The sequence below is a fragment of the Mycolicibacterium sp. XJ1819 genome (genome assembly GCF_053483675.1).
Map to the genome: position 1 here is coordinate 56,292 of NZ_JBEFST010000003.1, position 25,719 is coordinate 82,010.

26 protein-coding genes are annotated in these 25,719 nt (G+C 68.4%); 9 read left to right on the forward strand and 17 right to left on the reverse strand.

The window, feature by feature from the left end; all coding sequences use genetic code 11:
• Nucleotides 1-19: 19 nt before the first annotated feature.
• Nucleotides 20-709, reverse strand: a complete 690-nt coding sequence (locus ABQE89_RS03800) for an MBL fold metallo-hydrolase (protein ID WP_448414302.1) — start codon at nucleotides 707-709, stop codon at nucleotides 20-22.
• Between the two features lie 89 nt (nucleotides 710-798).
• Here ABQE89_RS03800 and ABQE89_RS03805 point away from each other — a divergent pair, with 89 nt between their 5' ends.
• Complete coding sequence (locus ABQE89_RS03805) at nucleotides 799-1,302, forward strand: DUF6328 family protein (RefSeq protein WP_448414304.1); 504 nt, start codon at nucleotides 799-801, stop codon at nucleotides 1,300-1,302.
• Nucleotides 1,303-1,341: 39 nt separating this feature from the next.
• Nucleotides 1,342-2,199: a DoxX family protein gene (locus ABQE89_RS03810; RefSeq protein ID WP_448414306.1), complete on the forward strand. Its 858-nt coding sequence runs from the start codon at nucleotides 1,342-1,344 to the stop codon at nucleotides 2,197-2,199.
• Between the two features lie 24 nt (nucleotides 2,200-2,223).
• On the opposite strand, the gene ABQE89_RS03815 is transcribed toward ABQE89_RS03810, so the two are convergent.
• Together ABQE89_RS03815 and ABQE89_RS03820 are read right to left on the reverse strand one after the other, a co-directional pair.
• Nucleotides 2,224-3,648 (reverse strand): GntP family permease, encoded by a 1,425-nt coding sequence (locus ABQE89_RS03815; protein ID WP_448414308.1) that lies wholly within the window; start codon nucleotides 3,646-3,648, stop codon nucleotides 2,224-2,226.
• Between the two features lie 28 nt (nucleotides 3,649-3,676).
• Nucleotides 3,677-4,201 (reverse strand): gluconokinase, encoded by a 525-nt coding sequence (locus ABQE89_RS03820; RefSeq protein WP_448414310.1) that lies wholly within the window; start codon nucleotides 4,199-4,201, stop codon nucleotides 3,677-3,679.
• Nucleotides 4,202-4,399: 198 nt separating this feature from the next.
• Between ABQE89_RS03820 and ABQE89_RS03825 the strand changes: the two genes are divergently transcribed.
• A complete protein-coding gene (locus ABQE89_RS03825; protein WP_448414312.1) occupies nucleotides 4,400-5,296 on the forward strand; it encodes an SCO6745 family protein in 897 nt (298 codons plus the stop codon).
• Nucleotides 5,293-5,622, forward strand: coding sequence for a YnfA family protein (locus ABQE89_RS03830; protein ID WP_448414314.1), 330 nt, complete (start codon nucleotides 5,293-5,295; stop codon nucleotides 5,620-5,622). Before ABQE89_RS03825 ends, ABQE89_RS03830 begins: the two co-directional genes overlap by 4 nt.
• A gap of 21 nt (nucleotides 5,623-5,643) precedes the next feature.
• Here ABQE89_RS03830 and ABQE89_RS03835 read toward each other — a convergent pair whose 3' ends face one another.
• Both ABQE89_RS03835 and ABQE89_RS03840 read right to left on the reverse strand, forming a co-directional pair.
• A complete protein-coding gene (locus tag ABQE89_RS03835; protein ID WP_448414316.1) occupies nucleotides 5,644-7,617 on the reverse strand; it encodes a DUF7064 domain-containing protein in 1,974 nt (657 codons plus the stop codon).
• Between the two features lie 90 nt (nucleotides 7,618-7,707).
• On the reverse strand, nucleotides 7,708-9,216 hold the full coding sequence (locus ABQE89_RS03840) for a carboxylesterase/lipase family protein (RefSeq protein WP_448414318.1): 1,509 nt from the start codon (nucleotides 9,214-9,216) through the stop codon (nucleotides 7,708-7,710).
• Nucleotides 9,217-9,294: 78 nt separating this feature from the next.
• Between ABQE89_RS03840 and ABQE89_RS03845 the strand changes: the two genes are divergently transcribed.
• On the forward strand, nucleotides 9,295-9,978 hold the full coding sequence (locus tag ABQE89_RS03845) for a hypothetical protein (protein WP_448414320.1): 684 nt from the start codon (nucleotides 9,295-9,297) through the stop codon (nucleotides 9,976-9,978).
• 17 nt (nucleotides 9,979-9,995) lie between these two features.
• Here ABQE89_RS03845 and ABQE89_RS03850 read toward each other — a convergent pair whose 3' ends face one another.
• Entirely contained in the window at nucleotides 9,996-10,325 is a 330-nt protein-coding gene (locus ABQE89_RS03850; protein WP_448414805.1) for a hypothetical protein, read from the reverse strand.
• A 135-nt stretch (nucleotides 10,326-10,460) separates the two neighbouring features.
• On the opposite strand from ABQE89_RS03850, the gene ABQE89_RS03855 reads away from it, so the two are divergent.
• Nucleotides 10,461-10,799, forward strand: coding sequence for an RNA polymerase-binding protein RbpA (locus tag ABQE89_RS03855; RefSeq protein ID WP_448414321.1), 339 nt, complete (start codon nucleotides 10,461-10,463; stop codon nucleotides 10,797-10,799).
• 34 nt (nucleotides 10,800-10,833) lie between these two features.
• On the opposite strand, the gene ABQE89_RS03860 is transcribed toward ABQE89_RS03855, so the two are convergent.
• The 4 genes from ABQE89_RS03860 to ABQE89_RS03875 are packed head-to-tail and all read right to left on the reverse strand — an operon-like array spanning nucleotide 10,834 to nucleotide 15,306.
• Nucleotides 10,834-11,607 carry a polyprenol monophosphomannose synthase gene (locus ABQE89_RS03860; protein WP_448414323.1) on the reverse strand — a complete coding sequence of 258 codons (774 nt, stop codon included), beginning with the start codon at nucleotides 11,605-11,607 and terminating at the stop codon, nucleotides 10,834-10,836.
• Nucleotides 11,604-13,247 carry an apolipoprotein N-acyltransferase gene (gene lnt / locus ABQE89_RS03865; RefSeq protein ID WP_448414325.1) on the reverse strand — a complete coding sequence of 548 codons (1,644 nt, stop codon included), beginning with the start codon at nucleotides 13,245-13,247 and terminating at the stop codon, nucleotides 11,604-11,606. Before lnt ends, ABQE89_RS03860 begins: the two co-directional genes overlap by 4 nt.
• Complete coding sequence (locus tag ABQE89_RS03870) at nucleotides 13,240-14,826, reverse strand: amidohydrolase (protein ID WP_448414327.1); 1,587 nt, start codon at nucleotides 14,824-14,826, stop codon at nucleotides 13,240-13,242. The genes lnt and ABQE89_RS03870 overlap by 8 nt, the downstream gene beginning before the upstream one ends.
• Entirely contained in the window at nucleotides 14,827-15,306 is a 480-nt protein-coding gene (locus ABQE89_RS03875) for an FxsA family protein (RefSeq protein ID WP_448414329.1), read from the reverse strand.
• A 49-nt stretch (nucleotides 15,307-15,355) separates the two neighbouring features.
• Between ABQE89_RS03875 and ABQE89_RS03880 the strand changes: the two genes are divergently transcribed.
• On the forward strand, nucleotides 15,356-16,057 hold the full coding sequence (locus tag ABQE89_RS03880) for a dienelactone hydrolase family protein (protein ID WP_448414331.1): 702 nt from the start codon (nucleotides 15,356-15,358) through the stop codon (nucleotides 16,055-16,057).
• A gap of 6 nt (nucleotides 16,058-16,063) precedes the next feature.
• Here ABQE89_RS03880 and ABQE89_RS03885 read toward each other — a convergent pair whose 3' ends face one another.
• Genes ABQE89_RS03885 through cobN form a run of 3 tightly spaced genes read right to left on the reverse strand, consistent with a single transcriptional unit; the run spans nucleotide 16,064 to nucleotide 20,461 of the window.
• Nucleotides 16,064-16,456: a PPOX class F420-dependent oxidoreductase gene (locus ABQE89_RS03885; RefSeq protein WP_448414333.1), complete on the reverse strand. Its 393-nt coding sequence runs from the start codon at nucleotides 16,454-16,456 to the stop codon at nucleotides 16,064-16,066.
• Nucleotides 16,453-16,851, reverse strand: coding sequence for a PPOX class F420-dependent oxidoreductase (locus ABQE89_RS03890; RefSeq protein WP_448414335.1), 399 nt, complete (start codon nucleotides 16,849-16,851; stop codon nucleotides 16,453-16,455). Before ABQE89_RS03890 ends, ABQE89_RS03885 begins: the two co-directional genes overlap by 4 nt.
• A 37-nt stretch (nucleotides 16,852-16,888) precedes the next feature.
• The gene (cobN, locus tag ABQE89_RS03895) at nucleotides 16,889-20,461 is read right to left on the reverse strand and encodes a cobaltochelatase subunit CobN (protein ID WP_448414337.1); all 3,573 of its coding nucleotides are present in this window, start codon (nucleotides 20,459-20,461) and stop codon (nucleotides 16,889-16,891) included.
• A gap of 93 nt (nucleotides 20,462-20,554) precedes the next feature.
• Between cobN and ABQE89_RS03900 the strand changes: the two genes are divergently transcribed.
• Complete coding sequence (locus ABQE89_RS03900; RefSeq protein ID WP_448414339.1) at nucleotides 20,555-21,382, forward strand: helix-turn-helix domain-containing protein; 828 nt, start codon at nucleotides 20,555-20,557, stop codon at nucleotides 21,380-21,382.
• 10 nt (nucleotides 21,383-21,392) lie between these two features.
• Nucleotides 21,393-21,794 (forward strand): VOC family protein, encoded by a 402-nt coding sequence (locus ABQE89_RS03905; RefSeq protein ID WP_448414341.1) that lies wholly within the window; start codon nucleotides 21,393-21,395, stop codon nucleotides 21,792-21,794.
• A 283-nt stretch (nucleotides 21,795-22,077) separates the two neighbouring features.
• Here the strand turns inward: ABQE89_RS03905 and ABQE89_RS03910 are convergent, their stop codons facing one another.
• Genes ABQE89_RS03910 through ABQE89_RS03925 form a run of 4 tightly spaced genes read right to left on the reverse strand, consistent with a single transcriptional unit; the run spans nucleotide 22,078 to nucleotide 25,653 of the window.
• Nucleotides 22,078-23,058 (reverse strand): glycine betaine ABC transporter substrate-binding protein, encoded by a 981-nt coding sequence (locus ABQE89_RS03910; RefSeq protein ID WP_448414807.1) that lies wholly within the window; start codon nucleotides 23,056-23,058, stop codon nucleotides 22,078-22,080.
• Nucleotides 23,058-23,822 carry an ABC transporter permease gene (locus tag ABQE89_RS03915; protein ID WP_448414343.1) on the reverse strand — a complete coding sequence of 255 codons (765 nt, stop codon included), beginning with the start codon at nucleotides 23,820-23,822 and terminating at the stop codon, nucleotides 23,058-23,060. Before ABQE89_RS03915 ends, ABQE89_RS03910 begins: the two co-directional genes overlap by 1 nt.
• Entirely contained in the window at nucleotides 23,819-25,009 is a 1,191-nt protein-coding gene (locus tag ABQE89_RS03920) for an ATP-binding cassette domain-containing protein (RefSeq protein WP_448414345.1), read from the reverse strand. Before ABQE89_RS03920 ends, ABQE89_RS03915 begins: the two co-directional genes overlap by 4 nt.
• Nucleotides 25,006-25,653, reverse strand: a complete 648-nt coding sequence (locus tag ABQE89_RS03925) for an ABC transporter permease (protein ID WP_448414347.1) — start codon at nucleotides 25,651-25,653, stop codon at nucleotides 25,006-25,008. Before ABQE89_RS03925 ends, ABQE89_RS03920 begins: the two co-directional genes overlap by 4 nt.
• Nucleotides 25,654-25,719 lie beyond the last annotated feature (66 nt).

The window sequence follows — 25,719 nt, forward strand, 5'->3', positions numbered from 1 at the left end:
ACTAATGCCGCGAAATTCGTCACAGCCTTCGAAGCCATTGCTGCTGGCGACGCACGAACTCGGCGTCCACCACCGCGCCGTGGCCGGGAACGTAGCGGGCGTCGTCGCCGCCGGCCTCCAGCAGACGCGTCAATGTCGCGGGCCACGCGGCGGCGTCGGAGCCGGTCTGCACGACCGGATCACCGGACTCCTCGACCAGATCGCCGCAGAACACCACACGGACCTCGGTCCCGGCCACGATCGCGATGAGGTCGTGGTCGGTGTGGCCGCGGCCGGGGTGCCTGATCGCCACGGTGCGGCCCCCGAGGTCGATGTCGGCCGCCCAGACCTCGTGCTGGGGCGGACGCAGCGCGGCGAGTGCGGCGTCGACCTCGCCCGGATCTGCGCCGTGCCGCAGGGCGTCGGCCCGTAACGCGGTGGCTTCTCGGGTCATCGTGGTCGCGACCGGCGGAGCGCAATAGACGGCGGCAGCGAATGCCGACGCCCCGAGAATGTGGTCGAAATCGTTGTGGGTCAACAGGATATGGCTGACATCGCGGCCGCTCAGAGCCTGCGCATCGGCCCTGAGCGCACGGCCTTCGGTGAGTGTGGTGCCAGTGTCGATGAGAAGCGCGCCGGTGCCGCCCCACACCAGCCCGATCGTGACGTCCAGGAAAGGCAGGCGGCAGCGAAACACCCCGTCATCCAGTTGTTCCCATTCGAAGTTCACGACCTTCATCCTTACGACGGCCACGGTTGCTCGGCAACCACGTCCCCAATCCGGCACGCCGGATGAATGTGGCTGGGACAATCGCACATGTGGACAGCGAAGGTCCGGGCGCCGAAAAGCGTTGGGACAACGACCGCAACGAAACCCCGGCCCAGCGGCTCGACCGCAACTGGTCACACCTGCTGCAGGAGTTGCGGGTAGCACAGACCGGGGTCCAGTTGCTGACCGGCTTTCTGCTCATCCTGCCGTTCACCGATCATTTCGATCAGCTCGACGCCGTCATGCGGGTCGTCTACCTGGCGACGGTGGCGTGCCTGATCGGCGCGACGGTGTTGCTCATCGCGCCGGTCAACATGCATCGGATGCTGTTTCGGCGCCGCCGCCTGAAGACGGTGGTGGCCACCTCGCACGCCTTGGCCGTCACCGGCACGCTGTTGCTGGGCATCGCGCTGGCCGGCGTCGCCGCGATCGTGTTCGACACCGTCGCGGGTCGGCCCGCGGCGTGGGTGGCCATGGCGGGCACCCTGGCCGCTCTCAGTACCTTCTGGTATGTCCTGCCGCTGCGGGGACGAGCCACGCGAGACCCGTACTGACGACGTTTGTCACCACACCGGCGGGGGAACCCATGGCCCATGTTGATCCGACGTATAGCCCGTCCGATGTTGTCAGCGGTTTTCGTGGCCCGGGGCGTCGACGCCCTGCGCAGCCCGAAACCGGCCGCCGACGCAGCGCGTCCGACCCTCGAGGGACTCAGCAAATTGCCCGACCCCGTGGGCACCAACGTTCCCGCGGACGCGGAAACGGTGGCCCGGGTCAACGCGGCGGTGCAGATCGGCGGCGGGCTGCTGCTTGCGACCGGCAAGTTGCCGCGGCTGGCCTCCGCCGCGCTCGCATTGAGCGTGGTGCCCGGCAGCCTTGGCGGGCATGCGTTCTGGAGCGAGAGCGATCCGCATCGCAAGGCCGAGGAGCGCCGCGCATTCGTCACCGACGTCAGCCTCATCGGCGGGCTGATCATCGCCGCGGTCGACACCGAGGGCAAGCCGTCGCTGGGCTGGCGAGGACGCCGCGCCGCGCACAAGGTTTCCGAAGCGGTGACCGCGGCGCTTCCGGCGGGTGCGGCCGCCGGGGCCGGTCTGGCCGACAGTCCACTCGCCGAGAAGGTCAGCCACGGGTTGCAGGTCGGCGCCGAACGCGGGCGGGAACTTGCGCACGTCGCACGTGAACGCGCACCGGAGCTGGCCGAGGTCGCCCGCAAGCGGAGCGGCGAACTCGCCGAGGTCGCGCGCGAGCGCGGACCCGTGGTGGCCGAAGAGGTGCGTAAGCGCGGCACGAAGTTCGCCGAAGTCGCCCGTGAACGCGGCGCGGAACTGGCCGAAGTCGCGCGCGAACGCGGGCCCGAGTTCGCCGAGACGGCGCGTGCACAGGCCACCGACCTCGCCGACACCGCACGCAAGCAGGCCAAGCGCAACCGCCGCCGGGTGCGTTCCTGACAGCGGCGGTGGGCTACCGCGGCGTCACGCGATCATCCACAATCCCAGGCTGAGCACGAAGGCCGTCAGCCCGAGCGTGGTCTCCATGACCGTCCACGTCTTGAGGGTCGTCTTCACATCCATGCCGAAGAACCGACTCACCAGCCAGAACCCCGAGTCGTTGACGTGGGACAGCACGGTGGACCCGGCCGCGATGGCGATCACCAGCAAGGTGAGCTGAAGACCGCTCAGATCGGCTTGTGAGGCGGCCGCGCCGAGCAGACCGGCCGTCGTGGTCAACGCCACCGTTGCCGAACCCTGCGCCACGCGAAGCAACGTCGCGACGATGAAAGCCTGCACGATGAGCGAGATTCCCAGGTTTGACAGGGAATCGCTCAGCGCGTCGCCGATACCGCTCAACTCCAGCACGCCGCCGAACATCCCGCCGGCGCCGGTGATCAGGATGATCGAGCAGATCGGCCCCAGCGCGTTGTCGAGAATGGTGCCGACATCGGCCATCGAGTGGTCGCGCAGACCCAGCACCAGGATCGCCACGATCACCGTGATGAGCAGCGCGACCGTCGTGTTGCCCAGCAACATCAGATACTGCGCCCACACCGCGTCGGAGGCGATGGCACCGGCGGTGATCAGCGTGTTCAGCACGGTGTTGAACGAGATCAGCACCAACGGCAGAAGCAACAGCCCCATCACCGTCGCGAAGCTAGGCGGCGTCCGGGTCCGCGTCACCGTTGCGCCGCTCGCGTCGGTGTCATCGGGATTCTCGTCGCGGCCGCCGTTGATGGGCCCGAGCAACGCCTCCGGAACGTCGACATGCACCCGATGGCCAAGTACGCGAGAGACCAGCAGCACGCCGAAATACCATGACACGACCGCGATCGGGATGCCGACGAGAAGAGTGAGCCCGATGTCGGCGTTGAGCGCCTCGGCGGCGGCGACCGGTCCCGGGTGCGGCGGCACCAACGCGTGCATCGCGGCGAAGGCGCCCGCGGCAGGCAGCGCATAGAGCAACAGCGAGCCGCCGAACCGTCGGGCCACGGTCAAGATGATCGGCAGGAAGACGACCAGACCGGCATCGAAGAAGATCGGGAATCCGAACAGCAGCGCCGCGACGCCAAGCGCGGCGGGCGCGCGCTTCTCACCGAACCGGCCGATGAGCGTGTCGGCGAGCACCTGGGCGCCGCCGGTGATCTCGAGAAGCCGTCCGATCATGATGCCGAAACCCACAAGCAGGGCGACAGAACCGATGGTGTCGGCGAAACCGAAGGCGATGGCGTCGGGGATGTCCCCCACCGGGATGCCGGCGGCCAACGCCGTCACCACGCTCACCAGCACCAGTGCCACGAAGGCGTGCAGCTTCACCTTCATGATCAGGAACAGCAGGACGGCGACCGCCGCAGCGGCGATCAGCAGTAGAGCGGTGGCGCCGTATGCCGGCTCGATTGCTTCCACGAGGCCTCCTGACCGGTGGGTGCCTGGATCACTCCGGACGCTTCACGTCTTCTGCTGTGCGCCTGCCGCTTTCGGTGACATAGGCGTCGACGATGGCGTCGACGCTCTGGTCGACGTCGATCTCGACACCGCGCTCGTCGGGTTCGAGCGGTTCGAGCGTCTGGAACTGGGATGCCAACAGTGACGCGGGCATGAAGTGGCCTGGTCGGCTGGCCTGACGCTTGCCGATGACTTCCGGTGTGCCGGCGAGATAGACGAACTCGACATCGGCACAGTGATGGCGCAACTGGTCACGGTACTTGCGCTTCAGCGCCGAGCACGCCATCACGCCGCCGTCGTCGCAGCGGGCGGCCAGCCACTCCCCGATCGCCTCCAGCCACGGATACCGGTCGTCGTCGTTGAGGGCCTCCCCCGACGACATCTTGGCGATGTTGGCCGCCGGGTGGAAATCGTCGGCGTCGGCGAACGGCACCCGCAGCCGCTGCGCCAAGGCGGCCGCGACGGTGGACTTCCCGGACCCCGAGACCCCCATGACGACCAGGGGTGACACCAATTTTCTCACCTACCTGTCGCGGTCCCGTCACATTTCGCCGAACCAATGGCCATAGTCAAGCACGTGGACCGCACCCACCGCGTGCCTTTTCACGCTTCAGGTATGCCTGCCCGTCGAGACCTTTTGTCCGTTCCCAACTCTCGCGATCACGTTGCGGGCCGTCGTCACGGTTGGTTGGCCGGATGGTTAACTGCCACCGTGGACAGGACACCCGATCTCGCGCGCCGATTCTTCAACCGTCTGGAGCCGGTACACGCCGTCACATACTTCGCACCCGAGGCCAGGGCCGGCCTGGACGGGTTGGGCTTCCGTGGCTTCTGGATGGGCTACCTCGCTGCCCGCTCGGCGCCGTTCGGTGTCGTGCCGGCCGAGGTGGTGACCGCAGCGTTCTACAACTTCGCCCCGCACCGGGTGGCGAAGGGATTGCCGGCGGCGTGGGAATTCGCCTCCCCCGCCGATGCATTGCGGGTCCGCGAGCAGACCGCCGTCGCGACGTTGCGCCGCTATGGCGTCGAGGACGACGAGAACACCAGGGCCGCCGCGGACCTCGCCGCCAATGCGGCCCGCAGTGCGTCTCTGGACGGCCGTGCTTTGTTCGCCGCGAATCTCGCGCTGGATTGGCCCGACGAGCCGCTGGCCAAGCTGTGGCATGCCGTCACCCTGCTGCGGGAACACCGCGGCGACGGACACGTGTCACTGCTGGTCGCACATGGCATCTCCGGACGGGAGAGCAATGTCTTTCATGCCGCCTCGGGTCGGGTGCCCAAAGAGATGCTCATGCGCAGCCGCGATTACGACGAGGACCAGTGGAGCCACCATCGCGGTCGTCTCACGCGGCGGGGGCTGGTCACCGAGGGCGACGAACTCACCGATGCGGGGCGAGAACTCAAGCAACGTCTCGAGGACGCCACCGATGCGCTGGCGCTGTCCGCGCTCGATGCGTTGAGTGACGACGAGGTAGAGACGCTGTTTCGGTGTCTCACCCCGATCACCCGCAAGGTGGTCGCCGGCGGCGACGTTCCCGTTGTCACGCCGATGGGCCTGAGCCGCGACGATCTCGACGACGACAGCGCTCGTGGCAGGCCCAGAACATGACGGTGCTCAAATCGATCGGGTTGTTCGTTCTCGCCGCGGTGTTGGAAATCGGCGGGGCGTGGTTGGTGTGGCAGGGCGTGCGCGAACATCGCGGTTGGCTGTGGATGGGTTGCGGCATGATCGCGCTGGGCGCATACGGTTTCGTCGCCGCATTCCAACCCGACGCGCACTTCGGTCGGGTGCTCGCCGCCTACGGCGGTGTCTTCGTCGCCGGGTCGTTGCTGTGGGGAATGGTGGCCGACGGTTTCCGGCCGGACCGGTGGGACGTGACGGGCGCCGGCGTGTGTCTGGCAGGCGTGGCGCTGATCATGTACGCCCCTCGGTGAGCCTGCGCCGACGACGGAACTCTAGGGTTGGCGGTTCCATTCCAGCCAGCCGACACCGGTGCGGCCGTCAGAAGTGGTGACCGCGGCCCAGGCACGCGGAAACTGGCTGGCCCGGCCGTCGGGGGCGGTCAGCAGCACAGGTGCGTGACCACGGACATCGATGGTCACGGTGAGGTCGCTGGGCGTCAACGCCAGCGTTGTCGACAGGGGCAACCCGTTGTCGTCGAATGTCGCCTCGGCGGTGACGGCCCGTAGTTCGACGAGGGGCTCGTTCGGCGGCTGCAGGTAGCCGATGCCGAGCGGGGGCGCACCGGGAATGCGGATGTCGACGCCGTGGATGTGGGTGCCGTCGTCGAGATGCAGAGCGCTCCATACCCATTCCATCGACCACCAATCGCGCACCCCCCAGGAGTGGTCGCGCTGTCCGGGCATACCGGACACGGCAATCTCGCGCCCGTCAATGGTCACTGAACCCGTTACAGTGCAAGGGATCTCGTAGCGCGGCGTGATGCGGTACTGATATCCGACGCCCACCGTCGTCCAGACCAGGTCCATCGCCAGCTGGACGGGGCGGCCCGATTCTCCGCGGAGCAGCCCCGACGGGTCGTCGAAGGCCTGGCCGGTGCCGCGCGCGGTCACGCGGTAGGTCTGCAGTGGCGTGGTGGCATCGAGGGTCAACTCGATGTCGCCGCCGTCGTGCCAGTCGAGAAGGGCGACGGTGGGCATGTCCGGCCCGCACAGCAACACATTCGTCCACCTGATGTCCTCGTTGGGCATCAGGCCCAACCGCACCCATCCGCCGACGCCCTGGCCCGGGTCGACGAAATCGAAGTACCAGCTTTCGTTCCACAATGGCTCGTCGGTGGGCGGATGCGCTGCCTCATCGGCGGCTTGCGGGGCAAGAGGTTGCAGCGCAACGGGTTCCGGCAGTATCGCCAACGCGTCGGTGTCCAGTACGTGCTGACAGTGCCGTTTCAGCAGGGTCATGAACAACTCGTCGCCGCGCTCGGTGCGCTCGACGAGCATCGAGGACACGATCGCCATCAGCACACCAAAGAAGCTCTGCCGGCGTACCCCGTCGCGCACGTCGTCGAGGCGCAGCGGTGCGTCCACCCCCAGGCCGGAGTGATAGGCCGCCAGCAGCGCCTCGTAATTGTCGCGGCGCAACGGATCCGGCAACGCGCAGCCCAGGAAGTACGCGACGTCGGTCATCGCGGGCCCCCAGGTGACGGTCTGCCAGTCCACCACCGTCAGGGGCCGGTCGGCGCCCGCCTGGCCGAACAGCATGTTGTCCAACCGGTAGTCGCCGTGCACCAGACCCTTGGGCCGATCGCTCGCGCTCTCCGCGGCCAGGTATCCGTCGAAGCTCTCGACCAGGCGTTCGCACACGATGCGGTGCTCGGGGGCGATCTGGTCTTGGTAGCGCTCGAGGAAGGCCGCGTACAACTGCGTGACGAGCGCCTGGTCCACCGGGTTGTCGCGGTTGAGCCAGTCCGCCTGCGCCATCGAGTCGTTGCCGAGCGCCGGAGCATGCAGCCGGGCCAACTCGGTCAGTGCCAGCGTGGCCTGCTCGACGGTGGCACCACGAAGTTCGTCGCCGACCACGGCGGGACCCGCATCGCTGATCAACAGGTGAAAGGCGCCGGTGTCGGCGTTGAAGCCGGCGTGGTGGCACGTCGCGATCGGACCCCCGTCCAGGGTCGGCGCGATGTCGGTGTAGAAGCGCACCTCGCGTTCGTAGAGGCCGAGCGACAGGCCCGTCTGCCTGCTCACCGGATCGGTCGCGGCCACCTTCAGCACCACCGAGGACGGCCCCGCGCCGCCGTCGGAGTAGTCCAGGTCGACGCGATAGCACTCGCTCATCTGACCGGTGCCGATGCGCTGATAGTCGAACTTCGAAACGGGCGCGCCGATCGCGGACGTCAACCACTCGACCGACAGGTCAGACGGCCGTTCCACGACGGCAGTGGTGAAAAACGAGGTCACGTCATCCACGCAATCACATCGCTCGTGCGGAAAGCAAAAATATCGGCATCGACAATAATCGCGGAGGACAGCGCAGCAAACGACCGGCGTTTCCGGGCGTCAGCGACCGGCCAGCGAGAAGCCTTCCCAGGCCAGGCGGCGTTCGGCATGCGGGTCGTATTCCACCCGCGGGTTGCGGTCGAAGACCCGCACCGCGCGGTCGTCGTCGGTGTAGGCGGGCCAGTCGTCCGCGGGCGCACCGGTGCGGGCAAAGGTGTGCCAATGTGACTGCACGTCGTTGCTGACCCGCAGCGCGGCACGCCGGTCGCCGGCGGCGGTGAGCAGTCTCCCCAGGCCGCTTCGATAGACATCGAACACGGCCAACAACTCGGTGGCGTGGGTGGCTCCCATCCCCGACCACCGCAGAGTGCGTGGCGCGTAGTCGTAGCGGTACAGATACGTCGGAACGTGGCGGCTGTGGGCCTCGGCGATCTGCCACACCGCGGAACCGAACGCGAAGTCACCGCCGAACTGGATGCACGCCGCGGGATCCGGATAACCCGGGTATGCCGATGTAATGCGTGCCCGCACATCGGGTTCCGCGTCGGCGAGCAAGCGTTCGATCATCGGTTCGGTCATCGGCAGCAGCTTGAGGAACCGGCCGAACAGCCTGGCCTCCTCGGCGTTGCTGCCGACGATCAACGGCACCCGGTGCGCCTTGCCGGCACGCATCGCGTCCACCGGGTCCAGCGGCAGGTACTCGGTGTCCGAGGTGGGGCCCGCCGCAAACGCGCCGAGCATCTCGCGTTGCCCCAGTTTGAGCAGCCGTTCGAAAGCCGACACCAGTTCGGAGGGACGCGCCGCCATCACCGCGTTCGCGCCGTCGTCCTTGCCGGCGCCGAGCAGTCCGGCGAACTTTTCGGCGTATTCGGCCGCGATCGCTGGGGTACGCACCATACCGGCCGCCGGGCTCTCCGAAATCGCCTGAGCGAACAGTCCTTCGGCGGCAGGGACCGCCACCAGCGTGGCCACCGCATGCGCACCGGCGCTCTCGCCGAAGATGGTGACGTTGTCGGGGTCACCGCCGAACACCGCGATGTTCTTGCGCACCCATTGCAGCGCCATCACCAGATCGCGCAGATACAGGTTGTCGTCGAAGGTGTGGTCGGCGTTGGACAGCGTCGACAGGTCCAGGCATCCCAGCGCGCCCAAACGGTAGTTCACCGAGACGTACACACAGCCCTGCCGGGCCAACGCCGCCCCGTCGTAGATCGGGGTGGCCGAACTGCCCATGAAGTAGCCGCCGCCGTGGATGAACACCATCACCGGCAGCGCCCGGTCGGCACCGCCTTCGGGGGCGACGACGTTGAGCGTCAGGCAGTCCTCACTCATCGGCTGGTACTTGCCGGGCGCGAGCAGCGTGTATCTGCGCTGTTGCGGTGCGCAGTTGCCCACGCTGTGGCAGTAGCGCACGCCCGGCCACGGCTGGACCGGCTGTGGAGCGCGCAGTCGCAGGGCGCCTACCGGCGGGTGGGCGTAGGGAATCGCCCGCCAACGACTCACCCCGTCGCGGGTGAATCCCTCGACGGTGCCGGACGCGATCGTCGCGCGGACCGTGTTTTCGTGCATGGGATCTGACCGTAGCGAATGACCGTGCGCGGCCGCGCCTCGACGGCACACCCGGATCGGCCCGCTAGCCTGGCCGGTATGCGAATGGCTGCGCTGATCGCCGTTTCTCTGCTCCTCGCAGGATGTTCACAGTCGGTCGGCGGCCAAGCCGAACGCATCGAACCGATCCCGCCGAGCTCGAGCCGATCCGACACCACCACGACGTCGCCCACCACGACGACCCAGCAGGTCAGGCCCCCCGGGCCCGCCGCGCCCGTCGGCGACGTCATCGCCTTCATCGAAGCGGGTGAGCAGGCCGACCCCGCCGACTATCACACCGCGACACGCGAGGGTGTGACCACAGATCTGGGCGAGGACGTCGCGTTCGCCACCCCGTCGGGCAAGACGAACTGCATGACCGACAGCACGCACAGCGACGGCGCGCTGGCCTGTCTGGTGGATCTGGTCGACCCGCCGCCGCGGCCCGAGGACGCCTACGGCGAATGGAAGGGCGGGTGGGTCGACTACGACGGCACCAGCGTCACGGTCGGTTCGGTGCACGGAGATCCGGGCCGGTTCATCGCCGGGCTGGGACCCGATCTGTCCTACGGCCAGACGCTGAGGTTCGGCGACTACGGATGCCGCGCCGACCCCGCCGGGCTGTTCTGTGCCAATTACGCGCACAGGTCGGCGGTGAAGTTCAGCGACGCGGGCGTCGAACCGTTCGGCTGCCTGCAACCGGTCCCCGCCCCGCCGCAGATCGGCGAGAAGTTCAGCTGCTGAGCCAGGGCCCAGCAGGTTCAGCGCCAGCCGTCGGCCGCCTTGGCCGCCCGCAGCAGGGCGTCGCACAACTTTCGCAACTCGGCGCCGTCCGCTCCTTCGTCGACGGCGGTCGCGACGTCCTCGGCCGCGCATCGGACCTGGTAGATGCGGTCGGACAACTGCGAGGCCTCCTCGGCGCTCAGCACCACCGCGTCGGGGGCCAACTCGGTGCCCTTGACCAGGGCACGCTGCTCGTAGGCGCGCTGACGGCAGGACTGCCTGCAGTACTGCCGCCGCCTGCCCAGCCCGGCGTCGCCGACTTCGCGACCACACCAGCGGCAGGACTGCGGACGACGCCGGGAGCGAATCAGGGTTGTCACGGACCAGACTGTAAACCGACGCGGCTGCGGATCCCGGTATCATCGTCGGTCGAGTCGGGAACTGCGCGCCGTGTCGTTGCGTTGACTATCCAGACAAGACGCGTGGATTGAGGAGTGTTGACGATGGCTGATCGTGTCCTGAGGGGCAGCCGGCTCGGAGCTGTGAGCTACGAGACCGACCGCAACCATGATCTGGCGCCGCGTCAGGTCGCCCGCTACCGCACGGAGAATGGTGAGGAGTTCGACGTCCCGTTCGCCGACGACGCCGAGATTCCACACACCTGGCTGTGCCGCAACGGCCTGGAAGGCACCCTGATCGAGGGTGAGGCGCCGGAGCCCAAGAAGGTCAAGCCGCCGCGCACCCACTGGGACATGCTGCTGGAGCGCCGGTCGATCGAGGAGCTCGACGAACTGCTCAAGGAGCGCCTCGACATCATCAAGGCCAAGCGCCGCGGCAGCTGACGCCGCGGTCGCTCGCGCATCTCGGGTAGGTCGATCAGCGGGTGACGCCGACCCCGCGGGCCCGGTCGAGGCGCCCGCGCAGCCCCCATTCTGCAACCTTGAACAAGGCCTCACGAATGTTGGAGCCGCTCATCTTGGACTGCCCGAACTCGCGTTCGGTGAACGTGATCGGCACCTCCACGACGACGAAGCCGTTGTTGATGGTGCGCCAGGTCAGATCGATCTGGAAGCAGTAGCCCTTGGAGTCCACCGCGGCCAGGTCGATCTTCTCCAGCACTTCGCGCCGGTAGGCGCGGTAGCCGGCCGTGATGTCGTGGATGTCCACGCCCAGCAGCACGCGTGAGTAGCCGTTGGCCGTGCGCGACAGCACCAGTCGCCGCCGCGGCCAGTTACGCACTTCGCCACCCTTGATGTAGCGCGACCCGATGACCAGGTCCGCGCCGCCGTCGATGGCCTCGAGCAGGCGGTGCAGCTGCTCGGGCGGATGGCTGCCGTCGGCGTCCATCTCGACCAGCACCGAGTACTCCCGTTTCAGCCCCCACGCGAATCCGGCCAGGTAGGCCGCGCCCAGACCCGCTTTGGCGGTTCGGTGCATGACGTGCATGCGGTCCGGGTCGCCGAGCGCCAGTTCGTCGGCGAGCATCCCGGTGCCGTCGGGGCTGCCGTCGTCGACGATCAGGATGTGCACCTCCGGGCAGGCGGCGTGGATGCGCCCGACGATCAGCGGAAGGTTCTCCCGCTCGTTGTAGGTGGGGATGATGACCAGAGTGCGTTCACTCGGCCGTGGGGTCCCCTGGCCCGTAGTCATTCGGCTCCTTTGTGGTCGCCGCTGTCGGTCACCGGTCGGCGACGACGCGCGAAAGTCTCATTGTGCAGTATCGCGACGACCGCGGCGCCGACGCCAAGGCCGATGAGCAGTGCCTCGATCAGCGGAGCCCACCGCGTGGCGGCGGTGAGCTGGGTTTTCAGCCGCACCTGCGAATCGAGGTAGGCGGGTTCGAAGAATGCCGTACGGGCCAGTTCGCGGCCGTCGGGCGCGATGACCGCGCTGATCCCGGTGGTGCCGGCGACGACGACGTAGCGGTCGTGCTCGACGGCGCGCAGCTTGCCGAACGCCAGTTGCTGCTCGCTCATCGCCTCGTCGAACGTGGCGTTGTTGGTGGGTACGGCCAGCAGCTCGGCGCCGTTGCGCACCGACTCGCGTGGCGCGCGGTCGAAGATCACCTCCCAGCAGGTGGCCACCCCGATCGGCACGCCGGCGGCGTGTACCACGCCGCTGCCCTGGCCTGGGATGAAGTAGCCGGCGCGGTCGGCGTAGGGCGACAGCAGGCGGAAGAAACCGCGCCAGGGCAGGTATTCGCCGAACGGCTGCACGATCTGCTTGTCGTGGCGGTCGGCGGGCCCGGTCCCGGGGTTCCACACGATCACCGAGTTCGTCGCCGCCGGGTTCTCCGGCGTGTGGCTCGGCGCCGCGACCACCCCACCGACCAGGATCGGGGCGTTGATCGCGGTGGCGGCAGCCGAAATCTGTTGGCTGGCATCGGCATTGGCCAACGGATCGATATCCGAGGAGTTCTCCGGCCAGATCACGAACGCCGGTTGCTGCGCGCGTCCGGCCCGAACGTCGGCGGCCAGACGCATCGTCTCGCGGACGTGGTTGTCGAGCACCGCCCGGCGCTGGGCGTTGAACTCCAGGCCGAGGCGCGGCACGTTACCCTGCACGGCGGCCACGCTGATCGGCGGGTTCTCCCCCGCCCCCACCCCGGACTGCCGCACGTGAGGCCAGGTCAGCGCCGTGACCAGCAGCACGAGGCTGATGCAGATCCCGGGCACGACGACGGCGGGCGGCGGTGCGTGTTCGGTGCCGCCGCGCCGCAACCATCGCGTCACCTCCAGTGTGAGCGCGGTGAGACTGAACCCGGTCACCGCGACCGCGAAGGACAGCAGCGGGGCGCCGCCGAGTTGCGCCAGCGAGAGCAGCGGGCTGTCGGTCTGGCTGAAAGCCACCACGCCCCAGGGGAAACCGCCGAACGGCAGTGTGCACTTCAGCCACTCCTGGGCCGACCACAGACCCGCCAGCCACAGCGGCCAGCCCGGCAACCGCCGCACCACGACCGCGGCCAGACCGAACATGGCCGGAAACAGCGCCTGCACCGCCGAGAGCGCGATCCACGGCACCGCCCCGACCAGCCCGCTGATCCACGGCAGAAGCGGGAGATAAAACACCAGCCCGAACAGGTAGCCGTACCCGAATCCGCCTGCCAGCGTGGTGGATTCACGGGTCAGCACCCAGGCCAACGCGGCCATGGCGAACACCGCCGCAAACCACCAGCCGACCGGCGGGAAGCTCAGGCACAGCAGCACGCCGCCCACGATCGCGGTGATCAGCTGCGGCAACCGGGCCGCCACCGCGCGACCGAACCGCTGCAGGCGCGACGGTTTATCCATGGATGACGACGCCTCGGTGGACCGTCTGCACGCAGCGCGGCAGCGGATCGTCGAGCGTTGGCAGCGCGGGCACTCGTGAGCGCCGATCGGTCGACCAGCGCTGGACGGCGTCGTCGGGGGCGTGTACCTCCAAGTCGCCGGTTTCCCACACCGCGTAGGAGGCCGGCGCACCGGGGACCAGGGTGCCGGCGATCCCGTCGCGAACGCCGGCTGCGCGCCAGGCGCCACGCGTGGCCGCGGCGAATGCGGCGCGGGCCGAAAGCGCGCTGCCTGCCGTCTTGTGCCGGGCGGCCGCGCGCACGGTCTCCCACGGATTCATGGTCGTCACCGGGCTGTCGGAGCCGAAGGCAAGTGGCACGCCTTGGGATGCTAACAGCGCCAACGGGTTCAGCGTCTTCGCCCGGTCGGGGCCGAGGCGTCGGGCGTACATGCCGTCGGCGCCGCCCCACAGCGCGTCGAAATTGGGCTGCACGCTGGCGAACACGCCCCACGACGCCAGCAGGGCCGCCTGATCCTCGGTGACCATCTCGAGGTGCTCGAGCCGATGTCCACACCGGGCGAGCGCGGGTCCGCCGAACTCGGCGGCGACCTGTCTCAGCGCCTCCACGACGGCGGTGACCGCCGCGTCGCCGATCACGTGGAATCCGGCCGCGATACCCGCTTCGGTGCACGCGCGAAGGTGGCCGGTGACGGTCTCGGTGTCGAGGTAGCGGTTTCCGCAGTGGTCGGGGGCGTCGGCGTAGGGCTGGTGCAGCCAGGCGGTGCGCGAGCCCAGCGCACCGTCGACGAACAGGTCGCCTGCCAACCCCCGCGCGCCGGTGCGTTCGAGCAGCTGCCGGGCGTGCCCGGCGTCGGCCGCCGGCTCACCCCAGTAGCCGATCACCTCGACGCCGTGGGAAATGGCGCGGATCTCGTCCCAGTCGGCGACACCGCCGATCTGCGGGCCCGCGCACTCGTGTACGGCGACGATCCCGCACCCGGCGGCGGCGTCCAGGGCGGCGTGCCTGGCCCGGGTCCGCTGCTCGGCGGTCAGCCCGTCGCGGGCGGCCGCGCGCACCAGGTGATGCGCATCGCTGGTCAGCGGCCGTTGCGGGGCATATCCGGCGGCCTCGGCCAGGTTCGGCGCCAGCCGGCGCAGCCCCGTCGAGGCGGCCGCCGAGTGCACGTCGATGCGAGCCAGGTAGGCCGGTCGCTCCCCGACGACCGCGTCGACGTCGTCGGTGCTCAACGGGGTGCGGTCGGGCCAGTCCGACTCGTCCCAGCCGTGCCCCCAGATCGGGCCGTCGGGATTGGCGTGTGAGTACTCGGCGAGCAGTTGCAGGCAGTGCCGGCGCGAGGTGGCCGCCCGCAGATCCAGGCCGGTGAGGCTCAGCCCGGTGGCGGTGAGGTGGACGTGGCTGTCGACGAACGCGGGCGCCACGAACGCGCCGTCGAGGTCGACGGTGCGTGCGTCGGGGAACTGGGCCCGCCCGACGCCGTCGGCGCCCAGCCAGGCGACGACGCCGTCGCGCACCGCGAGCGCGGTGGCGTCGGGCATGGCCGGGCTGTGCACCCGACCGTTGAGCAGGAGGGTGGTCACTTACTCTGGTCTGCGCTCCACGGCCTTGAATTCGACGGGGTCGTCAGGGTCTACGACGTCGACGACCTCGCCGTCAATGTAGTCGCCGTGTCGGGCCCGGTGGGTTGCGGCCGACCCGACGATGAACAGCGGCATCCGGCGCGCGGCCACGGCCGTGGCCAACGGGCGCGCGACAGCGCGGGTGGGTGGCAGCAGCAGCAAGGCACCGACGACCGAACTGGCCAGGCCGGGGATGACGACCAGCACCGTTCCGAGCGCGACGAGTAGGCCGTCGGCCGCCGCTCCGTGCAGCGTCGTGGCGTCGAGGCCCGATCGCAACCGGCGAATCTGGCGTCTGAGCTGCGAACCAGCCAGCGCCACGCCGAGCGCGAACGACGCGAGCAGCAGCACCACCGTCCAGCCGAAGCCGATCGTCGAGGTCAGGACCACCAGAACCGCAAGCTCGATGATCGCGTAGAGGGCCACCAGTCGCATCGCCATATGTGGAGAACGTCCGGACTGTGCGGTGAGGTTCCGTAGATTGGCCCACGTGCCCACGATCAACGTTGAGACGCCCGGAGGTCCGATCGATGCGCTGCTGAGTGTGCCCGACGGCGCGGGGCCGTGGCCGGGTGTGGTGGTGGTACACGATGCCATCGGCTACGGCCCGGACAACGAAGCCACCTCGGCGCGCATCGCCGCCGCGGGTTTTGTCTCGGTGACCCCGAACCTGTATTCGCGTGGCGGCCGTGCCCGATGCATCACCCGGGTGTTTCGCGAACTGCTCAGCCAGCGCGGCCGCGCCGTCGATGACATCCTGGCCGCCCGGGATCATCTGCAGGCCATGACCGAATGCACCGGCGCGGTCGGACTGGTCGGTTTCTGCATGGGCGGCCAGTTCGCATTGGTTCTGGCCGCCAAGGGCTTTGGCGCTTCGGCCCCGTTCTACGGCACACCGCTGCCGCGCAGGCTCAGCGAGACACTCGACGGCGCATGCCCGATCGTCGCGAGTTTCGGCCGCCGCGACCCGTTGGGCATCGGTGCGCCGGACCGGCTGCGCAAGATCACCGCCGACAAAGGCATCCCGGCCGACATCAAGGTCTACCCGGACGCCGGTCACAGCTTCGCCAACCAACTACCTGCTCAACCGCTGATGAAGATCACCGGTTTCGGCTACCACGAGGCGGCGACCGAGGACGCGTACCGTCGCGTCTTCGCGTTCTTCGACGAGCACCTGAGGCCGTCGGGATGAGGCAGGTCAGGCGGCGGCGCGCACCTCGATGGCCGAGTGCACCTTGTCGATACCGCCACGGATGATCGCCTGCGGTATCCACCACCACGCGTGATACCAGTAGCGCCTGGTCACCTTGTCGAACACGCGGCGGGTCTGGTCGCTCGGCAGGTTCCGCGCGACCGCTTCGACCGGCTCACCCTTGGGTTTGCCCAGTGGACCGGCCTTCTGGATGGTGACCCGCGGAGTGTTGTTGATCCGCTTGGTCTTCCACGACCCGTCATCGGTGATGATCAGCAGTTTGTCCCCCTCGGCGACACCCCACACCGGCGTCGGTTTGGGCCGGCCGTCCTTGGTGAACGTCGTCAACAACAGGTATTCGGAGTCGGCGACATCGGCGAACGTGGCGGTCGGGCTCATACCGTGTTTGTTACCGGCCTGATTTCGATCGAAACATTGTTCTTCATTCCGCCGCGCAGCTTGGAGAACAGGTTGAATGTCTTACCGATCAGGCCGTACCGCTTGCCGATGGCGTCGTAGGTCGCGGCGTTGGCCGACTTGTCGAGGATGGCCGCGACCGCCTCGACCGCCTCACTTTTGGGGTTGCCGCGCATGTCACACACCGCCAATGTGACCCGCGGGGTGTTGCGGATCCGCTTGACCTTCCACGACTTCTCCTGGGTGATGACCAGAAGTCGGTCACCGTCGGGCGCGGCCCAGACCGCGGTCGGCTTGGGCCTGCCGTCCTTGGTGAACGTGGTCAGCAGGATGTAGTCGGCCTTGGCGACGTCGGAGAAGGTGACAGAGTCAGACACGTCATCAAACCTACCGGCGCGCCCGTGACCGGCACGCTCAGCCCTCCAGGTCGCCCTCGGCCTCCAGCAGCACCTGTTGCAGACCGTCGATGGTGGCCTTCTCGGGGGCGGCCCACATCCCCCGTCCGGCGGCTTCCAGCAGACGTTCGGCCATCCCGTGCAGCGCCCACGGATTGGACTCGGCCATGAACTTGCGGTTCTCGTCGTCGAGCACGTACTCCCCCGCCAACCGCTCATACATCCAGTCGGCCATCACACCCGCCGTCGCGTCGTAGCCGAACAGGTAGTCGACCGTGGCGGCCATCTCGAAGGCGCCCTTGTAGCCGTGTCTGCGCATCGCGTTGATCCACCGCGGATTCACCACCCGTGCACGAAACACCCGGGTGGTCTCCTCCGACAGTGTGCGGGTGCGCACCGCGTCGGGTCGGGTGTTGTCGCCGATGTAGGCGGCCGGGTCCTTTCCGGTCAGCGCGCGCACGGTGGCGACCATGCCGCCGTGGTACTGGAAGTAGTCGTCGGAATCGGCGATGTCGTGCTCGCGGGTGTCGGTGTTCTTGGCGGCCACCATGATTCGACGGTACTGCCGGTTCATGTCGTCGGAAGCCGCCCTGCCGTCCAGGCCGCGGCCGTAGGCGAAACCGCCCCACGCGGTGTAGACCTCCGCGAGGTCGGCATCGTCACGCCAGTTGCGGCTGTCGATCAGCTGCAGCAGGCCGGCCCCGTAGGTGCCCGGTTTGGAGCCGAAAATCCTTGTCGTGGCGCGGCGTTGGTCACCGTGTTCGGCGAGGTCGGCCTGCGCGTGGGCGCGCACGTAGTTGTCATCGGCCGACTCGTCGAGGCCCGCCGCCAGTTGCACGGCGTCGTCGAGCATTGTCACCACATGCGGGAAAGCGTCCCGGAAGAAGCCCGAGATCCGCACCGTGACATCGATGCGCGGTCTGCCCAATTCGTCGAGCGCGATGGGCTCGAGGTCGACCACGCGGCGTGACGCGTCGTCCCACACCGGCCGGACACCGAGCAGCGCGAGCACTTCGGCGATGTCGTCGCCCGAGGTGCGCATGGCCGACGTGCCCCACACCGACAGGCCCACCGACCGCGGCCATTCGCCGTAGTCGTCGCGGTAACGCCCCAGCAGCGAATCGGCCATCGCCACCCCGGTCTCCCACGCCAGCCGCGACGGCACCGCCTTGGGATCCACCGAGTAGAAGTTGCGCCCGGTGGGCAACACGTTGACCAGACCGCGCAGCGGCGACCCCGAGGGCCCCGACTCGATGAAGCGGCCGTCCAGTGCGCGCAGGATCTGGTTGATCTCGTCGGCGGTCCCCGCCAGCCTCGGGATCACCTCGGTGGCCGCGAACCGCAGGATGGCCGCCACCTGGGCGTCGTCGGTGAGGGTGTCGACGATACCCGCGTCCCAACCCGATTCCTGCAGGGCGGCAACGAGTTTACGGGCGGCGTCCTCGGCCGCGTCGACCTCGGCGCGGTCGTCGCTGCCATCCTCGGTGAGGCCGAGCGCCTGGCGCAGTCCCGGCACGGTCTGCTCGCCGCCGAACAACTGGCGGGCACGCAGGATGGCCAGCACCAGATCCAGTTCGGCCTCGCCGGTGGGCTTTTCGCCGAGCACGTGCAGGCCGTCGCGGATCTGGACATCCTTGATCTCGCACAGCCATCCGTCGACGTGCAGCAGCATGTCGTCGAACGAGTCCTCCTCGGGGCGTTCCTCCAGTCCGAGGTCGTGATCCATCTTCGCCGCGCGCATCAACGTCCAGATCTGCTGGCGGATGGCGGGCAGCTTGCCCGGGTCCAGCGCCGAGACGTTGGCGTGCTCGTCGAGCAGTTGTTCCAATCGGGCGATGTCGCCGTAGGTTTCGGCACGCGCCATCGGCGGGATGAGGTGGTCGACGAGGGTGGCGTGCGCGCGCCGCTTGGCTTGAGTGCCCTCCCCCGGGTCGTTGACCAGGAACGGGTAGACCAGCGGCAGGTCGCCCAGTGCGGCGTCGGGTGCGCACGCCGCCGACATCCCCAGCGTCTTACCGGGCAGCCATTCGAGGTTTCCGTGCTTGCCGAGGTGGATGACCACATCGGCGCCGAACACCGACTCGATCCACCGGTAGGCGGCCAGATAGTGGTGGCTGGGCGGCAGGTCGGGGTCGTGGTAGATCGCGACGGGGTTCTCCCCGAAACCTCGTGGCGGCTGGACCATCAGTACCACGTTGCCCGCCTGCAGGGCGGCGATCACGATCTCGCCGTCGGGGTCGGCGCTGCGGTCGACGAACACGTCGCCCGGCGGCGGTCCCCAGTGCTCGACGACGGCGTCGGTGAACTCGGCGGGCAGGGTCGCGAACCACTCGCGGTACTCGGCGGCGCGCACCCGGATCGGGTTGCCCTCCAGCTGGGTCTCGGTGAGCCAGTCGCGGTCCTGCCCGCCGCGTTCGATCAACGCGTGGATCAGCGCGTCACCATCGCCCGCGTCGACGCCCGGGACGTCGTCGATGACATATCCGGCGGCGCGCATCGCGCGCAGCAACGCGACGGCGCTGGCCGGGGTGTCCAGGCCGACGGCGTTGCCGATGCGGGCGTGTTTGGTCGGATAGGCCGAGAACACCACCGCCACCCGCTTGTGCTCGGCGGGTATGCCGCGCAGTCGCGCGTGCCGCACCGCGAGTCCGGCGACCCGCGCGCACCGCTCCGGATCGGCCACATAGGAGATCAGCCCCTCGTCGTCGATCTCCTTGAACGAGAACGGGACCGTAATGATGCGACCGTCGAATTCCGGCACGGCCACCTGGCTGGCGACATCGAGCGGCGACAACCCGTCGTCGTTGCCCTGCCACTGGGCGCGGGAGCTGGTCAGGCACAGACCCTGCAGGATCGGGATGTCCAGGGCGGCCAGATGCGCCACGTTCCAGGCGTCGTCGTTGCCGCCCGCGGTGACGTCCGCCGGGGTGGCGGCCCCTGCCGCGAGCACCGTGGTCACCAACGCGTCGGCGGTGCCGAGCAGCTCGAGCAGGTCAGCGTCCGCGGTGCGCAGCGACGCGCAGAACACGGGAAGCGCCCGCCCGCCGGCATCCTCGATCGCGTCACAGAGCGCCTCGACGTAGGCGGTGTTGCCGGCAAGGTGTTGGGCCCGGTAGTAGAGCACCGCGACGGTCGGGCCGTCGCCGTCGGAGGCCGCCCGCTCGAGCACGCCCCAGGTCGGGGTCGTCGCCGGTGGCGCGAAACCGAACCCCGTCATCAACAACGTGTCGCACAGGAAGGCATGCAACTGGCGCAGGTTCTCCACCCCACCCTGGGCCAGGTAGACGTGCGTCTGCACGGCGACCCCGGCAGGCGTCGTCGAATGCTCCATCAGCTCGGCGTCGGGCGTCTGCTCGCCGCTGACCACCACGGTCGGCACCCCACTGGCCACCACCGCGTCGATGCCCTCCTGCCAGTACCGGTAACCGCCCAGGATGCGGACCACGGCGACATCGGCACCGTCCAGCAGCTCGTCGAGTTCACCGTCGACCAGCCGCGACGGGTTGGCCCAGCGGAATTCGGCCCCGCAGGCGCGGGCCGCGATCAGGTCGGTGTCCGAGGTCGAGAGCAGAAGCACGGTGGGATCTGGCACGCACCATTACTACCCCATCCGGTCTCGTGGGCCCCCACTGCTTCCACCGTTTCCTCGGTGGTCTTCTCGGTGGTAAGCACTACCGTGGGTGCGGTGAGCGCGACGTTCGAGACGGGCACACCGCATCCGTCGCTGCGCGGTGTGGTGCTGCGCTACGAGGGTTACGCGCAGCGGACGCCGGGGCCGGTCACCTTCCGCGAGCTGCCCTGCACGTTCGTACCGATCATCATCGACCTCGACGCGGGTTGGACCGTGGCGCACCGCGAGCATGCCGCAGGCGATCCGCTTCGACTCGGCTCGTTCGTCGCCGGGGTCACCGACGGTCCGGTGCTCGTCGGCCATGCCGGCTCGGCGCAGTGTCTTCAGGTGGACCTGACGCCGCTGGGGGCGCGCCGGCTGATCGGCATCCCGATGAGCGAACTGGCCAACTCCTCGGTGCCCATCGACGCGGTGTTCGGCCGGTTCGGCGGCGAACTGGTGCAGCGGGTGGGCGAGGCCCCGACCTGGGCCACGCGTTTCGCGATCATCGACGACGTGATCCGCGCTCGCCTCGCCGACGCCGACCCGGTCGACCCGGGCGTCGAGTGGTCGCTTCACCGCATCGTCACCAGCGGCGGCGCGTCGTCGATCGGAGAACTCGCCGGCGAGTTGGGCTGGAGCCACCGGCGGCTGATCGCGCGCTACCGCGACGCCGTGGGCCTGCCGCCGAAGCTGGTGGCACGGATCGTGCGGTTCGAGCGGCTGACAGCGCTGCTCGCCACCGACCCGCACGCCGACTGGGCGAGTGCCGCCGCGGCGTGTGGATACTTCGACCAGGCCCATCTGGCCCGCGAGGTGCGTGACCTGGCCGACCTGACCCCGACCGAACTGCGCGCGCAGACCGTAAATTTCGTCCAAGACACCAGCCCACTGCCCGCCTAGCATCGGGTGCATGACTGACACACTGACGATAAACGGGGCGGTGCCCATCGTCCCGTTCAGCGACCCTCGCGCCGGAATCCGTTGGCTTGAGCAGGCATTCGGCGCCATCCCCGCCCTGCTGGTGCCACCGGAGGACGACCAGCCTCTGCAGCACGCCGAGGTCAGGGTCGGCACCGGGATCGTGATGATCAACGACGCCGACCGCGCCGACAGCCCGTTCGCCGAGCCCGGGCCGGTGGTGACCTACGTCGTCGTCGAGGATCCCGATGCCTTGCACGACCGCGCGGTGGCGGCCGGCGCCGAAATCATCATGGGGCTCACCGACCAGGAGTACGTCTCACGCGAATTCGCCGCACGTGACCCCCACGGCAACGTCTGGAGCTTCGGCACCTACCGGCCCCGCCTCGGTTAGCGGGGCGGGTACCAGCGCCGGTACCACATGTCCGGATAGGGCAGCACGAGCGCGGCAACGAGCAGGACCAGTAAGCCGCCGAAGGTGATGATTTCGAACATCGTTGTTCCTCCCTGACAACCCCTCACCGCACCTGCGTGCAGTGATTGAAAGGTAGAGCCGGTCAGGGCCGAAACGGAATGACGTGTGTGGGACAGATCACTACGCCCTCTAATGTGACGACCGTCACCTTCGGTACTGAGATATTGTCTGTTGCAACAAGTTTGACCGACGCGCGGTGGGCCTACCGTTCGGTGACGAAGCCCTCTGTGACCATCCAGTCACGGGCGACCACCGCGGGCTCGCGGCCCTCGACATCGACCTGCTTGTTCATCTCGATGATCGCGTCGTTGGTCAGCGCGGCGGTCACCGGCGCGGTGACCTCGGCGATCTGCGGATGCGCCTGGAAGAACTCGCGCTTCATCGTCACCGACGGGTTGTAGTGCGCGAAGAACTGTTTGTCGTCGGTGAGCACGACGAGGTCGAGGGCGGCGATGCGGCCGTCGGTGGTGAACACCTCGCCGAAATCGCACTGGTCCGCGTCGGCGGTCGCCTGGTAGATGATGCCGACCTGAAGGATCGGCGTCTGCGCGCGCACCGGGTCGAAACCGTATGCGGCGGCCATCCCCGGGTAGCCGTCCTGACGGGCCCGAAATTCGGTGTCCACGCAGGTTTTCGCCGCCGCCGGGTCGGTCCGGACCAGATCGGCGTACTGAGAAAGAGTGTGTACTCCGGTGCGCTCCACCACTTTTCTGCTCGCGGCCAGCGCGTAAGTGTCGTCCATCGGCCCCGGCGGCAACCACACCATGTCGTTGCGCTCGAGATCCTCGTCGCGTACCGCCTCGTACTGTCGGCGGCTGTCGGGGATCGGCTTCTCGTGGTCGAGGTAGTTGATCCAGGCGTTGCCGGTGAATTCGTATGCGACGTCGACCTGCCCGCGCAGTTGGGCCTCGCGGGTGCTGCGCGATCCGACGATGCCGGTCAGGTCCCGGACGTCGGCGCCCGCGGCGGCCAGCGTGTATTCCAGGATGTAGCCCATGATGACCTGCTCGGTGTATTCCTTGGAGCCCACGGTGATCTTCACTCCCTCGAGCCCCGCAGTGGGCTGCACCGAACCGGGTCCCACCCCCAGTGGCACGGTGCTCCCCGACCCCAGCCCGCAGCCGGCCAGTGCCACCGCGCACACCGCGACGGTGACGGCTGCCCAGTCGCGCACGGCGCGCATCACCGAAGGCCCTTAGGATTGAGGAAGAATTCGGCGAGCCCACCGAGCCAGTCGACCATCAGCGCCAAACACACTGCGAGCACACTGCCCAGAATCAGGGTGACGTTGTCCTGCAGCTTGTAGCCGGTGTCGATCAGGATGCCCAGCCCGCCGGCGTTGACCAGAAACGACAGCGTCGCGGTGCCGACAGCGATCACCAGCGACGTGCGCAGACCGCCGAGGATGTACGGAACCGCCAGCGGCAGTTCGACTCTGAACAGCAGCGCGCTACGGGACATGCCCTGCCCCAGACCCGCGTCGATCAGCGACCGGTCCACCTGGTCGAGACCGAGGATGGTGCTGGCCAGCACGGGCAGCAACGAGTACAGCGCGATGGGCAGCACCCCGATCCAGAAGCCGGTCTTGGCCGTCCACAAGAAGAACAGCACCAGCAGACCGATCGCGGGGGCGGCCTGACCGATGTTGGCGATCCCGACGATCAGCGGCCGCAACGTCTTCGCGCCGGGCCGGGTCACCAACGCCCCGAGTGGAACACCGACCGCCACCACAATCGCGGTCACCGCGAACGTGATGAGCAGATGCTGCCAGATCAGCGTCGTGACGTTGCCGACGTTGATGTTCTCCTGCTGGGTGGCGGTCAGGGTCCGGTTGAACGCCCAGAACGTCACCACGGCCCCGACGACGATCACCAGCACCGGTTGGGCCCACAGCCGAATGCGTTCGGCGGCGCTCACCTTCGGCGCAGCGGCCTCGACAGAGTTCACGGGTCGTCCTGGTCCTCGGAGTCGGCATCGGCCTCGGCGCGCAGTCGGGTGATGGTGTCGATCAGCGTGTCCAAGGTGACGACGCCGGCATATCTGCTGCCGGGTCCGGTCACCACCGCCGAGGCGTGCTGCTCGGCCAGGATGGCTTCGAGCGCGTCCTCGAGCGTGGACTGCGTGCTGATGACGTCGAGTGGCTCGGACACGTCGCTCAGCGAGTCGGCATTGCGCAGTCGGCTCTCGCGCACCCAACTCACCGGGCGGTCACGGTCGTCGAGTACCACCGCCCAGTCGAATTCGCTGCCGGCCAGTAGGTTTCGCACGGCGTCGATGCTGTCGCCGCGCCGCACGCTCGGGTGGGCACGTAGCGTCACGTCCTTGACCCGCACCAGGCTCAGCTGGCGCAGCGACGCACCGGACCCGACGAAACCCGCCACCGTCTCGTCGGCCGGGCTGGCCAGGATCGCCTGCGGGGTGTCGTACTGCAGCACCTTGGACTGCTGGCCCAGCACGGCGATCCGGTCGCCGAGTTTGACGGCCTCACCGAAGTCGTGCGTGACGAACACGATGGTCTTGCGCAGATCGTTCTGCAGCCGCAACAACTCGTCCTGCAAGGTGCTTCGGGTGATCGGGTCGACGGCCCCGAACGGCTCGTCCATCAACAACACCGGCGGATCGGCCGCCAACGCACGAGCCACCCCGACGCGCTGCTGCTGGCCGCCCGACAGTTGGCGCGGGTAGCGGTCCGCGTACTGCCCCGGCTCGAGCCCCACCATGTCGAGCAGTTCGTCGACGCGGTAGGCGATCCGCTTTCGGTCCCACTTGAGCAGGCCGGGCACCAGGCCGACGTTCTGGCGGATCGTCATATGCGGGAACAGGCCGGCCTGCTGGATCGCGTACCCGACCGAGCGCCGCAACCTGGTCGGCTTGATCGACAACGCGTCCCGCTCCCCGATCAGGATGCGCCCCGACGTCGGCTCGCTGAGCCGGTTGATCATCCGCATCATCGTCGTCTTCCCGCATCCCGACGGTCCGACGAAGATCACGATCTCGCCCGCGGGAATGTCCAGCGAGGTGTCATCGACCGCGGGGTGCTCGGCGCCGGGATAGACCTTCGATACGTGGTCCAGCACGATGCGCTCGCCGCTGGATTGTGCCGCGTCCGCCTTGGCTTCGGATTGTATTGTCACCGAATACCTTTCGATGTGGTCAGCCGGCCGGTCAGCACCAGGATCGCGTCGAGGAGCAGCGCCAGGATGACGATGAGCAGTGTTCCGGTGAGTGCCATCGGAATCGCCGTCGGGCTGCCCACCCGGGCCAATCCGGCGAAGATGAGGTTGCCCAACCCCGGGCCCTTGACATAGGCCGCGATCGCGAGCACACCCATCGACATCTGCGTGCTCACCCGCATCGCCGACAGGATCGACGGCCATACCAGCCGCAGTTCCACCCGGCCCAAGGTGCCCAGCCCGCCCATGCCGATTCCGCGTGCCGCGTCGGTCAGCGCCGGGTCGACGGCGTTGAGCCCCACGATCGTGTTCCGCACGATCGGCAGCAGCGAGTACAGCACCAGCGCCGCCACACTGGGGACCACACCCAACCCGAACAATGGGATGAGCAGGCCCAGCAGGGCGAACGCGGGGACGGTCAGGATGACACTCGAACTCGCCGTCGCCAGGTTCGCGGCCAGCGGCCTGCGGTAGGTGAGCACACCGACGGCCACTCCGACGACGGTGGCGATCAGCACGCTCTGCACCACGGCGCTGACATGTTGGAACGAGTCGAACAGCAATTGCGAACGGTGGGCGGTGGCGTACTCCCACAGCGGCCTCACGGCGCAGACCCTACCCAGAACCGACGGCCGCCAAACCCGAGTCATTCGATTCGTGCTGAGCAGAAA